Here is a 12,815-nt window from a genome sequence, read left to right as displayed (position 1 = left end):
CTTATGCTGCGTCTCCTTTCAGCTGGGAAAGCACCTTCTGCAGATCCTCCCAGGTTTCTATGTTCATGACCTTCATATTTCGGTCCGTCTTTCTTACAAAGCCAGACAGCGCCTTGCCGGGACCGACTTCGATAATCGTATCCACACCGGCGTCCGCCATGGCTTTGATGGTGTCTTCAAAATAGACGCTCCCCGAAACCTGCCGCACAAGTAGGTCTGAAATGGTTTCCGCCTGCGTTTTTTCACGTCCTACCGCATTGAACAGTACCGGAAATTCCATCTCTCCAAAGGAGGTATCTGCAAAAATCCGCGCAAGAATCTGACCCGCCGGTTCCATAAATCTGGTATGAAACGGTCCGCTGACCGCAAGGCTGACGCACCGCTTCGCGCCCGCTTCCAAAGCGAAAGATGCCGCGGCTTCTACCGCTTTTCGCTCTCCTGCGATGACGATTTGTCCCGGACAGTTATAGTTGGCAATCTGCACTGTGCCGCAGCCGGATGCTTTTTCGCAGCAATCCGCCAGCGTTTCCCGATCAAGACCCAGCACGGCTTTCATCGCGCAGTCCACGCCGTCCGCAGCTTCCGCCATGGCGGCTGCCCGCTTTGTTACCAAAGAAATCGCTGTCTCCGCGTCAAAAACCCCAGCCGCGTGAAGAGCCGAATATTCTCCCAGCGAAAGCCCCGCCGCCATCTGCGGCTGTATCTTCAGCGCTGCAAGTCCCGGCAAAAGTTCCGAAAGCACACCGGCAGCAAAAGCTACCATAATTGGCTGGGTGTTTCTCGTATCCGCCAGCGCCTCGTCAGGTCCTGCAAAGGCGATCTCTTTCTGCGCCGCAGGCAGCAGATCAAACACCTGCGCAAAGCCTTGCGAATTCTCATAAAAATCCTTGCCCATGCCGACAGTCTGACTGCCCTGACCGGCAAATATGATTCCTAATTTCATACAGTTCTCCATTCCTGCGCCAGTTTTTCCATCAGCGCGCTGACCGTGGTCATGTCGTTTACCTTTCCCACATTGCCGCCGCAGAAAAACAAGCCTTCTTCATAATTTCCGTAATAAGCTTCGATCAGCGCCCGATTGATGCAGTAAGGCGTTTTTGCCGGGTCGCATCCGTGAATACATCTGACACACTGCTTCGGCGGAAACCTTTTTCCTGCGCTGACTTGTTCCATCAAAGGGCTGCGAAGCCCCCGTCCCGGCATGCCCACAGGACTTTTCAAAATCATCACGTCCTCTGCGGAGGCTGCCAGGATCACATCCTTGAACCCCGGCCTTGCGTCGCATTCCTCTGTGACGATAAACGGCGTTGCCAGCTGCACGCCGAAAGCGCCTGCCTGCTTCACCGCCGCCATGTCCGCTGCACAGGAAACACTGCCCGCCGCAAAGACGGGAATGCCGTCCGCCGCGTCGCAAACCTCTTTCACAAGCACCGGCAAAGACTTTGCCGCTCCTTCCGCTTCTTCTCTGGTAAATCCCAGATGCCCACCTGCCTGACTTCCTTCTACAACCAGAAAATCCGCCTTTCGGCTGTGCCGTTTTTCCCACATGGAGAGGACGGTTTTCGCTGCTCTCCCGCTGGAAACCACCGGCGCAATCATCACATCTTCCCCCTGCACCAACTCCGGCAGGGAAAGAGGCAGTCCCGCGCCGCTGATGACGGCGTCGATACCGCACCGACAAGCAGTTTTCACTAAATCCGCGAATCCAGTCGTCGCCACCATGGCGTTGATCGCAAGGCAGCCTCTGCCTCCAGAAAGCGCCCGCGCCTTTTCAATTTCTGCCGCAAGGGCTCTCCGATTGGCTTTTTCCGGCGCTTGCCAGAAATCCGCTTCTCGAAATCCGATATTGACGGTGGAAATCACGCCCATACCGCCGCAGGATGCTACGGCTCCTGCAAGACCTCCCATAGAAATGCCTACGCCCATACCGCCCTGGATGATTGGCACAGACAAGTTATCTAAGTGCTTCATATTCTCTTACCATTTCCGTTAAAATCTCTCTGATCGGTCTGATCTCTTTCACCATGCCGCTGACCTGCCCTGCCATCAAAGAGCCGTTTTTGACATCGCCGTCCACGACCGCTTTGCGAAGGGAACCGAGGGTAAATTTCTCAAGCTCCATCTTGTCCGCGCCCTGCTGCTCCCGTTTCAGATATTCTCTGGTCATAGGATTTTTCAGACTCCGCACCGGCGCGCCGGCGCTTCTGCCTGTGACCATGGTTCCGTTATCGCCCGCCTTGACGATGGCTTCCTTGTAATTTTGATGAATGGGGCACTCACAGCTTGCCAGAAGGCAGGTGCCGATCTGCACACCACAGGCTCCCAGTACAAAGGCCGCCGCCATCTGTCTGCCACAGGCAATTCCGCCCGCGGCGATGACCGGCACGTCTACCGCATCGCAAACCTGCGGCACCAGCGCCATGGTCGTCAATTCTCCAATATGACCGCCGCTTTCACAGCCCTCCGCGATCACCCCGTCTACACCCAGCGCCGAAAGTCGTTTCGCCAGCGCTACAGAAGAAACCACCGGAAACACTTTGATTCCCGCCTTCTTCCATGTTTCTACGTATTTTCCCGGGTTTCCTGCTCCTGTTGTCACCACAGAAACCTGTTCTTCGGTGACAATTTTCGCCATCTTCTCCGCATCCGGATTCATCAGCATGATGTTGACGCCGAAAGGATTTTTGGTCAGCGATTTACAGATTCTAATCTGCGCCCGAAGATCTTCTGCCTTCATGCCGCCGGCGCCAATGATGCCCAGAGCGCCGGCCTCAGATACTTCCGCGGCAAATTCGCCTGTTGCGATATTTGCCATGCCGCCCTGCAAGATGGGAAATTCTATCTCTAAAAGTTCGTTGATTTTCATATAGTCCAAGTTCCTTTTTCTATCTGCTGATTAACATGCTGCCGTAGGAAAGCCCAGCGCCAAAGCCTGTGCAGACAAGACGCGTGCCTGCCTGCAGAAGTCCCTGCTCCTCCATCTCGCAGAGGGCGATGGGAATGCTTGCCGCCGACGTATTTCCGTAGCTGTATAAGTTCTTAAAAAATTTGGAAGGGTTTTGGCTGATGCGCCTTGCCGCTGCATCAATAATTCTCTCATTTGCCTGATGACAGACAAAGTAGTCGATGTCCGCTTCTGTCATCTGGGCTTTTTCCAGGGTTTTCGCAATCGCCTTGGGCACAACGCTGACCGCGAACCGGTAGACCTCCTGTCCGCCCATTTCGATATAGCCGCCGCGCCTGCAGTGCAGCACGTCCCGATCCGGTCTGCATCCGCCGTAAAACACGAAATCCGCCGCTTCATCAAAGGATAGTACCGCCGCGCCTGCGCCGTCCCCAAAGAGCACGCAGCTGCCGCGATCTTCCAGATTCATAAAGGGAGATATTTTTTCACTGCCGATGACCAGCGCATACCGGTCTTTCTCCATAGCGAGAAGCCCGTTTGCCAGATGACAGCCGTAGATAAAGCCCGCGCAGGCGCCGTTGACATCCAGCGCCAGAATTTCCTCAGAAAGTCCCAGTCTTCCTGCCACACTGCACGCCGCTGCAGGCGTTTGATCCTCTGCCGTAAAAGTACAGACGATGCATACCGCAATCTTTTCTCGCTCCACGCCGGCGCTTTGCACCGCAGCTTCCGCCGCCTCGGCGGCAAGATCTGTTTCCGTTTTTTCCACTGCGAAGTAACGACTTTGGATGCCGGACTTTTCCCGAATCCACTGATCGCTGGTGTCTACCTGCCGCGCCAGATCGTCGTTGGTCACAAGCCGGTCACCTCTGGCTTTTCCCAGTCCTAAAAGTTTCACTCCTGCCATGGTCTTTCCTTTCTGTTTTGTTCTTGTCTCCAATCCTTCGAAGCTTCCTGTACCGCTCCTCTGCCAGCGCGCCAGCGCTCTTTTTCTCTAAAGCGCAGAGAGCTGCTTCAATTTCACGCTCCACCCGGTCAAAAACGTATTCTCTCGCGGCATGGGCGCCTTCTGTTCCTTCGGAAATCACTACATCGCAAATTCCAAGCTCCCAAAGGTCTTCTGCGGTCAGCTTCATGACTTCCGCGGCTTCATCACTTCGTTTGGCGTCTTTCCAAAGAATACTGGCAAAGCCCTCCGGAGACAGAATGGAAAAAATGCTGTTTTCCAGCATGATGATCCGGTCCGCCGTGCCAAGAGCAAGGGCGCCGCCGCTTCCGCCTTCTCCGATGAAAACCGCTACTTCCGGCACTTTCAAGCCCGCTATACAAGCGATGGAGCGGGCGATGGCTTCTCCCTGTCCGCCGGCTTCTGCTTCCACCCCAGGATAAGCCCCCGGTGTATCTACAAAAGTAATCACCGGGCGGGAAAACTTTTCCGCCTGCTTCATCAGCCGCACTGCCTTTCGATATCCTTCCGGATTTGGCATTCCAAAGCGGCATGCCAGATTTTCCTCTAAGGTGCTTCCTTTTTGCTGGGCGATAACCGTCACCGGTCTGCCATGAAAAAAGCCGACTCCGCCAAGAACGCTTTCGTCCTCCCCATGGAGCCGGTCGCCATGCTGGAGAAAAAAGTCATCTATCATAGCGTCGATGTACTCCCTGGCAGATGGTCTGTCTGTTCGTCTTGCCAGCGCTACGCGGGCAGCCGCCGTCAAATTTTGATGTCTCATTTTTTGTTCCTCCGCTCATGGAGCCGCAGCAAAAGTCCCAGCGTCTGCCGCATCTGTCCTCTTTCCACAACCTGATCTACAAATCCATGTTCCTTTAAGTACTCTGCCCGCTGAAATCCTTCCGGCAGCGCCTGCCCGATGGTCTGCTCGATGACCCTGGGGCCTGCAAATCCAATCAGTGCGCCCGGTTCTGCCAGTATGACGTCGCCAAGACTTGCAAAGCTTGCCGTCACGCCGCCTGTGGTCGGATGGGTCAGTACAGAAACGTACAAAAGCCCCGATTCATCATGGCGCGCTGCCGCAGCCGACGTCTTTGCCATCTGAAACAGAGAAAAAATCCCTTCCTGCATTCTGGCGCCGCCGGACGCCGCAAAGATGATGATGGGAAGATGCTTTTTCGTCGCGTATTCAAAAGCTCTGGTGATCTTCTCTCCTACAGCCGTTCCCATGCTCGCCATCATAAAACGGCTATCCATGGCGCAAAGTACTGCTTTCACCCCGTCTATTTTCCCGGTTCCGCAGATGACCGCCTCTTTGAGCCCGGTCTGCTGCCGCTGCGCCGCCAGCTTTTCCTCATAATCCGGAAACGCAAGCGGATTGCCGCCGGAAAGACTTCTGCAAAGTTCGTGAAAGGAACCTTTGTCCGCCGTGATTTTCAGTCGATATTTGGCGCTGATGCTGAAATGTCTGCCGCATATCGGACAGACGTACAGGCTTTCCGCCAGAACTGAATGCTGGGTTTTACCGCCGCAATCCGGACAGGTTACCGGCAGGTCTTTCGGGTTAATCGTCCGAAGGCTCTTTAAAAACTCCCGTTTTTCCTTAAATGGATTCATCTCTGCCTCCCGCTTCCTTAAAGATATTCAGAATTTCCGGCAAATGGGTTTCTAAAAATCCAGTATCATAGCCGCCCCGCAGAAAATCCTGATTGTACATCAGAAGGTGCTGCACCGGCAGGGTAGTTTTTACACCGGTAATGACCATTTCTTCCAGGGCTCTGCGCATGCGCCGTACTGCTTCCAATCTGGTCGCGCCGCTGGCAATGACCTTTGCTACCATAGAATCGTAATAAGGGCTGATGGCACATCCGTTGTAAAGGGCGCTGTCTACCCGAATCCCCGCGCCTGCCGGAAAATGAATAAAATCCACCGTGCCCGGACATGGGGCAAAATCAGAAAAGACGTCTTCTGCCGTAATCCTGCACTCGAGGGCATGACCGCTTAGTTTGATATCCTCCTGAGAAAATCCAAGGGGCAGTCCGCTGGCAATCCGAAGCTGTTCTCTGACGATATTGACGCCGGTCACCGCCTCTGTCACGGGATGCTCTACCTGAATCCGTGTGTTCATCTCGATAAAGTAGAAGCGGTCATTTTCGTCTACGACAAATTCCACCGTACCGGCGTTTTCATAGCCGCAGGCTTTCGCCGCTTTGACCGCCGCTTCTCCCATGGCGCTGCGCAGCGCTTCTGAAAGCCCCCACGCCGGCGCTTCTTCTACCAGCTTCTGGTTGCGCCTTTGAATCGAACAGTCCCGCTCTCCCAAATGCACCACATTGCCAAAGCGGTCCGCCAGAATCTGAAATTCAATGTGCCGCGGATGCTGAATCAGTTTTTCTATGTACAAATCTCCATTGGCAAAGCAGGTTTCCGCCTCCGCTTTTGCCGCCTGAAACGCAGTCTTAATTTCTTCCGGTGTATCCGCTCTGCGCATACCTCTGCCGCCGCCTCCGTTTGCGGCTTTCAGCAAAACGGGGAACCCAATGCGCGCCGCGATTTTCTCAGCCTCTTCCGGCGTCTTCACAATACCGTCAGAGCCGGGTACGACAGGAACACCTGCCTCGGTCATCAAGGCTCTTGCCGCGGCTTTGCTGCCCATCTGCTCAATAACTTTTGACGATGGACCGATAAAAACCAGTCCCGCTTCTTCGCAGCATCTGGCAAAGTCGCTGTTTTCCGACAGAAAACCAAAACCCGGATGAATCGCGTCGCATCCGGTTCCCTTTGCCGCCTCGATGAGATTTGCGATGTTCAGATAGCTATCCTGGGCTCTGCCGCCGCCAATGCATACGCTGCGGCTTGCGATGATGCTATGTAACGCCTGCGCGTCTGCCTCCGAGTAAACGGCAACCGCTTCCACAGAACTGTCCAGACACTCTCTGATAATCCGCACCGCGATTTCACCCCGGTTTGCGATTAAAACTCGTTTCAGCATGGCGCTACCTCAAAGAGAATCTGCCCGTATTCCACCAGCTGTCCGTCCTCTGCGCAGACGGCGCGCAGGATGCCGTCCGCCGGCGCTTTCAATTCATTCATCATCTTCATCGCCTCAATTAGACACAATACCTGCCCTTTTTGAACGCGATCCCCTTCTGCCGCGTAAGGCGCGTCTTCCGGAGACGGCGCTCTGTAAAATGTCCCCACCAGGGGCGCTTTGACCTTTACACAGTCGCCCGCCTCTGCCTCCTTCGGCTGCGGCGCTGCGGCAGGTTCCGTCTTTACAGCAGGCTGCGCGCCGGCTGCTGCAGCCGCAGGCGCGGCTCCCTTCTCCATATGCATCTTCCAGCTTTCTGTCTCAATGGTCAGCACCGTTAGGGATGAGCCTTCAAACCGGTCGATGAAATCCATATATTCCTGCTGTTTCATTGTTTACGCCTGATACTTTTCGACCGCTGCCACGATGTCGCTGACCTTTTTCATATTGCCCAGTTCCTCATCAGGAATCTTGATGCCGTACTTTTCTTCGATTGCCATGACCAGTTCCACAGCATCCAGAGAATCGATATTCAAATCCTCAGAAAGACTTGCTTCCGGCGCGATTTTGTCCTCGTCACAACCTAAGGTATCTACCATGATTTCTTTCACTTCTTCAAATTTCATTTTTATGTTCTCCTTTTCATTTCATAAACTATTTCAGTATTTTTAATTAAAATAATTTATTTAAAAAATTTTAATTAAAAATCTTTAAGTAGAATACCACCGCCGGTAAGATTTGTCAATACAGGAATTCGATTTTCACAAAAACTACAAAAACCACAGAGTGACAGCATTTAAGCCATCTTCTCTATGGTTTTATTAAACGGTTCTGATTAATTCGCGTCTTTTTTGCTGGCTTACGCTTTCCGTCTCCGCTCTTCTAGTGATTCCAGAGAAAAATCCAGAATTCTTCTTTTTCTTTCCGTGAGAATTGTCATGTAAAATTCCTTCTGCAAGTCGCTGATATAGGGCGTATCCCCAATCAGCATCCTAATCTGTGCCATATCAAGTCTGGGCACAATTCGCCGCAGTGCCCGATTGCAACCTTCGTTCCGCAGGGAAGAAATAAAGTCAAAATACCTGATTCTTTTTCCATTTTCTATAATTGCAGATGTTGGAATTTCAAAAATTCTAAAGCTGAGTTCATCGGAACTGGATAGTACCGCCTGCATGATTTCTTCATCTGCCTGCGGAAACAAACTACTGCCGCAGTCATATACCGGCGCAAGTTCCATTTCGTCTGTCATCGTGTCATAAAGAAAACCCCAGTTTCCATTGTGTCTGTCCCAGTTTCCAATCAGCGCATCTACGATAAACATATCCCAGAATCTTTCGCTGATTTCTTCTATATCTACGGCGCTCTGCTCCTGAAAAGTCATCAAAATATCAGTTAGTTCCGTTCCATATCCGCTTCTTTCCGAGTCAATCATCTGGTTTTTCAGTGAGCCAAAATCCTGCAGAATGATACCTGGTTTTGTAAAATCCTTACAGGCGACAACAATTTTTTCTTTGCCGCCTTTTCTAAAAGTGCCCAACAATGTTTTTTGTACAGGAATTCCCGCTATTTCAAAGATCTTACATCCTAAATATTCCGCAAAACAGCTGTTGCTATAACGCATTCTCTTGTTCTGCTTTGGGACAGGGGGAAATTTAAGCATATACTGCTCCCCCTCATAAATCACTGAAAGTTTGTTTCCATTGGCGCCTGCATATGCCTTGTTCCTCTTCTTAAGATCAGTAAAGTCAATCGCTCTCATCGCTTCCTGTCCTCTCTATGCGCAGATACTTTTCCCTAAGATACCATGCCTGTTCGCTGCTAATGAGCTGATTAACCTCAGCATTGTTGATGTCACTTTGTAGTGTGCAATAATCACAATCCCAACGCAGATATTTCTCACCTCTGTCAATTCGCTCCCATGCAGTACGCATGTTATCTACAGAAACCACTAGAAAATCCGGCAACCCGCACTCTAAATACCCCTGACTCAATGGCAGCCCTGTCTCGTCGTCATATGCAGCTTCTTCTAAAATTTCCTCCATCGTGCAATCCAGCGCCCGTGCTAAAAGCTGTACAGTCCTCGCCGAACATCTGCCTATGTCGCTTCGTCCCGCGCAAATATCCGCAATTGTGGTTTTCGGAATCCCGCTGATCTTTGACAGATAATACTTTGTAATTCCCTTCTGCGCAAGCAATCTCTGCAGTCCCATTTTTCTCCTTCTTTCTACCAGGTTTCTTACAGTATATCGGCATACCGACCCATTGTCAATATCTAAGCAAAAGAAAACCCCGCAATTTTTTCTAAACTGCGGAGTCTCTGTTTCTATTTCAGTGCAGCTTCCGTCATCTCATAGCTGGCAGAAAGCAGCACGCGGATTTCACTTTCCGGTACCACGCCAGAAAGCGCGATTGAAATCCAGTGCTGTTTATTCATATGATAGGCAGGAAAAAATCCATCCTGATCAAGCAGAGAAAAAATCATGCCAGAATCACACTTTACATTGAGAATATCGATGATGCCTTCGCCGGAAAGTCCCATGGTTTTCCTCGGAAGATCCATCAGTATGCCGTACCACTTTCTGCTGCCTTTGTGACGCAGCACCGCAAAATTCGGCGTCTTCATCCACAGGTATTCCGGATCGGTGTCATAGGTTTCCTTCACATACTGCAAAAGTTCTTCTCTCGTCATCGTTCAATATTCTCCCTGCATATCGTTTATTTGTAATTCGCAATTCTCTCTCTGGTCTTTTCCTCGCCCAGAATCTGCTGAATTTCCCATACGTCCGGCGACTGCGCCCGTCCCATCAGCGCAATACGAATGACCGTGCTGACGTGACCGACATGCCCCTTATATTCTTCGGGATGTTTCTTGAAATCCTTCGGTTTGGCAGCATAGCCCAGTTCCGTCGCCAGATTTCTGATCTTGTCGAACCACTGGCTCTGGTCGTCGGTGTGATCATAGGTTTCCAGGTACTTCTGCAAAATGACTGGAATATCCTCTGCCGGAACCTCTGCCGGCATGGTGTCTTCCATCTTGAACAGATCATCGAAGAAATAGCTGATAAATTCCACCATCTGCTGGGCGTAGATGAAGTCCTTTCTCGGCTTACTGTCGCCGCGTCCCAGATCCAGGATTTTTTCTAGATATTCCCTGTTCTCAAAAATGTGCAGGATGTCCGGTTTAAATTCCTCCGCCCAGGCCTTTAGGAAGTCGTACAAATCTGCTGCAGAAATGCGCAGCAATACGTCCTTACTGATGTCGTTAAGCTTGTTCAGGTCAAAAAGGGCGCCGGAATTGCTCATCTTTTCCGTGGTAAATGCGAATTCGTCAATCGACGCGTCCGGATGTTCCATTCTCCATTCTTCAAAGTTGGAGTTCAAAATGGTCAACAGGTATTCTCTGACCGCGGCAGGGTGGTATCCCTGGTTGCGATAGTAATCCAGAGACAGTTCCGGATCTTTTCTTTTGGAAAGCTTCCGCTTGTTACCATCTTCATCCAGCTTCATCAGCTGCGCGGTATGGCAGTAAACCGGCGGCTCCCAACCAAGTTTTTCAAAGAGTTCTACATGAATCGGCAGAGACGGCAGCCACTCCGCGCCTCTGACCACATGAGTGGTGCGCATCAGATGATCGTCTACCACATGGGCAAAATGATAGGTCGGAATGCCAGTTGCCTTTAAAATAACGACATCCTGAAAATTTTCCGGCATTTCAAGTACGCCGCGCACCGCGTCACGAACATGAATTTTCCGCACATCGTCACCGCTCTGCTCCGGATTTCCGGAAGACCGCAGTCTCACGACGTAGGAATCGCCTCTTTCCAGACGCTCTTTGATCTCGTCAAAGGACAGCTCTCTGGATCTGGCGTAATCACCATAGATACCCGGATTTGCCTTTGCCGCTTCCTGTCCCGCGCGAATTTCTGCAATTTCTTCTTCTGAGAGGAAGCACGGGTACGCCTTGCCTTCCGCCACCAGTTTCTTCGCAAAGCACTGATAAATCTCGCCGCGCTGGCTTTGGGTATAGCTGCCATAAGCGCCTGTATCGCCGCAAAGTCCCGCCCCCTCATCAAAATCGATGCCAAAAAAGCGCAGGGAATTGATGATGATGTCCACAGCGCCTTCCACAAAGCGTTTATCGTCGGTATCCTCAATCCGCAGGTAAAATACGCCGCCGCTCTGATGTGCCAAACGCTCGTCCACAAAGGCACCGTAAAGATTGCCCAGATGGATAAAGCCGGTCGGACTCGGCCCCAGTCTTGTTACCATAGCGCCCGCAGGCAAATCCCGCGCCGGATACATGGCGTCGTAGTCTGCCGGCGTCTTTGTCACCTGTGGAAAAAGCAGTTCTGCTAATTTGTTATGATCCATTTATTCAAACCTCCGATGTTCTTAAAGCTTCTTAATTCCATATCATCATACCATTTACAGCGCATAGATTTCAAGGTTTTTGGCAAAATATATTCTATCTACAGGGAGGTTTTTATGAGCGAAAATAAATACCAGTATTTTTTACAGGCGCTGTCTGAGGAATTGCCTTTAGGGGAATCCTTCGATCTGGACGCGCGACCGATTACCATTGGCGGACGGCATGGTATGTTATATTATGTGGACGGGTTGTCTGACGGGCAGCAGCTGCAGCTTTTGTTCAATTTTCTTATGGCGCTGCCGGAAGAACGCATGCAAGAAATCAAAGACGCGGATCAATTCTTAGATACGCTGTTTCCATTTATCAAAAGTACTGCGGAAACAGATCTTGAAAAGGTTTTGAAGTTTCTGTTTTCCGGTCTTTGTCCTATCGTTCTGGACGGACTGGATAAGATCATTGTGGCTGATGTAAGAAGCTATCCGCAGCGCAGTGTAGCAGAACCTGAGAAAGAAAAGACGCTCCGAGGCGCAAAGGACGGCTTCACAGAAAACTTCATGGATAATCTAGGGCTGATCCGTCGAAGAATCAGAGACGGACGATTGATTTTCAAAAATTTTGCAGTAGGAGAACAGTCACGTACAGATATCGCCCTTTGCTACATGAAGGGTATTGCAGACTCGTCGCTGGTCTCCAGGCTGGAACACAGTCTGAACGAAATTAAAGTAAACAGTGTTTCCATAGGCGATCAGACTATCGTAGAACAGCTGATCTTTCACATGCACGGCAGCCGCCTGCGCGGCCGCTTCAATCCTTTTCCAAAGGTTCGATATACCCAGCGTCCTGATATCATATGCGCCCATTTGACAGAAGGAAAAATCGCCATTGTCGTAGATAATTCGCCTACAGTTATCCTACTGCCGGTAGGTATCTTTGACTTTACTCAAGATGTAGACGATTACTATTTCCCATTGATTACGGGAAATTACCTCCGGCTGCTGCGCATCCTCAATATGCTGGTGATTCTCTTTCTCACGCCGGTTTATCTACTCATTGCCGAGGGCAGCATTCCGACGCCCTTTGACATGGATTTCATACGCCCTAAGGATCCCTATGCTCTTTCTATCTTCTGGCAATTCATGCTGCTGGAACTGGCCATAGACGGTCTGAAGCTGGCATCCCTGAATACGCCCGAATCCCTGGGAACGTCTCTTTCTGTCATCGGCGCGTTAATACTAGGGGAATTTTCCATAGATTCGGGGTGGTTCATCCCACAGACGATTCTGATGATGGCCGTAGTTTCTCTGGCTGCTTTCACACAGCCGAGTATCGAGCTTTCCTACGGCATTAAGCTCATTCGCGTTTTCATGCTGATCGGCGCTACTATAGGAGGGGTATGGGGATTAGTCATTGCCCTGATTCTCGGCCTGCTGATGGTAGCTCTGACAAAAACGGTGAGCGGACGTTCCTACCTGTATCCACTGCTGCCTTTCAAATGGAAGGAGTTGAAAAAGCTCCTCTTTAGAACTGCGAAGTAGCTGCTGCGTGCCGCAGATTGTTTGTC

At 51.0% G+C, this 12,815-nt stretch carries 14 protein-coding genes; 1 reads left to right on the top strand and 13 read right to left on the bottom strand.

All coding sequences use genetic code 11. The annotated features are described in order from the left end of the window. Position 1: 1 nt before the first annotated feature. The 13 genes from fabD to ACPW7J_RS04180 form a co-directional block, all read right to left on the bottom strand. On the bottom strand, positions 2–943 hold the full coding sequence (fabD, locus tag ACPW7J_RS04240; protein WP_425756795.1) for an ACP S-malonyltransferase: 942 nt from the start codon (positions 941–943) through the stop codon (positions 2–4). Further along, positions 940–1,971: an NAD(P)H-dependent flavin oxidoreductase gene (locus tag ACPW7J_RS04235; RefSeq protein ID WP_425756794.1), complete on the bottom strand. Its 1,032-nt coding sequence runs from the start codon at positions 1,969–1,971 to the stop codon at positions 940–942. Before ACPW7J_RS04235 ends, fabD begins: the two co-directional genes overlap by 4 nt. Continuing rightward, on the bottom strand, positions 1,955–2,866 hold the full coding sequence (locus ACPW7J_RS04230) for a DUF561 domain-containing protein (RefSeq protein WP_425756792.1): 912 nt from the start codon (positions 2,864–2,866) through the stop codon (positions 1,955–1,957). Before ACPW7J_RS04230 ends, ACPW7J_RS04235 begins: the two co-directional genes overlap by 17 nt. 19 nt (positions 2,867–2,885) lie before the next feature. Then, entirely contained in the window at positions 2,886–3,845 is a 960-nt protein-coding gene (locus ACPW7J_RS04225) for a beta-ketoacyl-ACP synthase 3 (protein WP_425756790.1), read from the bottom strand. After that, complete coding sequence (locus tag ACPW7J_RS04220; RefSeq protein ID WP_425756788.1) at positions 3,769–4,635, bottom strand: acetyl-CoA carboxylase carboxyltransferase subunit alpha; 867 nt, start codon at positions 4,633–4,635, stop codon at positions 3,769–3,771. Before ACPW7J_RS04220 ends, ACPW7J_RS04225 begins: the two co-directional genes overlap by 77 nt. Next, on the bottom strand, positions 4,632–5,471 hold the full coding sequence (gene accD / locus ACPW7J_RS04215) for an acetyl-CoA carboxylase, carboxyltransferase subunit beta (RefSeq protein WP_425756786.1): 840 nt from the start codon (positions 5,469–5,471) through the stop codon (positions 4,632–4,634). The genes ACPW7J_RS04220 and accD overlap by 4 nt, the downstream gene beginning before the upstream one ends. Further along, positions 5,458–6,846, bottom strand: coding sequence for an acetyl-CoA carboxylase biotin carboxylase subunit (gene accC, locus ACPW7J_RS04210; RefSeq protein ID WP_425756785.1), 1,389 nt, complete (start codon positions 6,844–6,846; stop codon positions 5,458–5,460). Before accC ends, accD begins: the two co-directional genes overlap by 14 nt. Beyond that, on the bottom strand, positions 6,840–7,277 hold the full coding sequence (locus ACPW7J_RS04205; RefSeq protein ID WP_425756783.1) for an acetyl-CoA carboxylase biotin carboxyl carrier protein: 438 nt from the start codon (positions 7,275–7,277) through the stop codon (positions 6,840–6,842). The genes accC and ACPW7J_RS04205 overlap by 7 nt, the downstream gene beginning before the upstream one ends. Positions 7,278–7,280: 3 nt before the next feature. Continuing rightward, positions 7,281–7,511: an acyl carrier protein gene (gene acpP, locus ACPW7J_RS04200; RefSeq protein ID WP_425756781.1), complete on the bottom strand. Its 231-nt coding sequence runs from the start codon at positions 7,509–7,511 to the stop codon at positions 7,281–7,283. 233 nt (positions 7,512–7,744) lie between these two features. Further along, complete coding sequence (locus ACPW7J_RS04195) at positions 7,745–8,644, bottom strand: HipA domain-containing protein (protein ID WP_425756779.1); 900 nt, start codon at positions 8,642–8,644, stop codon at positions 7,745–7,747. Next, on the bottom strand, positions 8,631–9,095 hold the full coding sequence (locus tag ACPW7J_RS04190; protein WP_425756777.1) for a helix-turn-helix domain-containing protein: 465 nt from the start codon (positions 9,093–9,095) through the stop codon (positions 8,631–8,633). Before ACPW7J_RS04190 ends, ACPW7J_RS04195 begins: the two co-directional genes overlap by 14 nt. Before the next feature lie 113 nt (positions 9,096–9,208). Beyond that, complete coding sequence (locus tag ACPW7J_RS04185; protein WP_425756775.1) at positions 9,209–9,574, bottom strand: MmcQ/YjbR family DNA-binding protein; 366 nt, start codon at positions 9,572–9,574, stop codon at positions 9,209–9,211. Positions 9,575–9,600: 26 nt separating this feature from the next. Beyond that, positions 9,601–11,256 (bottom strand): glutamate--tRNA ligase, encoded by a 1,656-nt coding sequence (locus tag ACPW7J_RS04180; protein ID WP_425756773.1) that lies wholly within the window; start codon positions 11,254–11,256, stop codon positions 9,601–9,603. 114 nt (positions 11,257–11,370) lie between these two features. Between ACPW7J_RS04180 and ACPW7J_RS04175 the strand changes: the two genes are divergently transcribed. Further along, complete coding sequence (locus ACPW7J_RS04175; protein ID WP_161873703.1) at positions 11,371–12,789, top strand: spore germination protein; 1,419 nt, start codon at positions 11,371–11,373, stop codon at positions 12,787–12,789. Positions 12,790–12,815 lie beyond the last annotated feature (26 nt).

Source organism: Ihubacter sp. rT4E-8, assembly GCF_049852125.1.
In the GTDB taxonomy this organism is placed as follows: domain Bacteria; phylum Bacillota; class Clostridia; order Peptostreptococcales; family Anaerovoracaceae; genus Senimuribacter.
The sequence above is the reverse complement of the archived record's forward strand: the minus strand, read 5'-3'. Positions and strand labels throughout refer to the sequence as shown.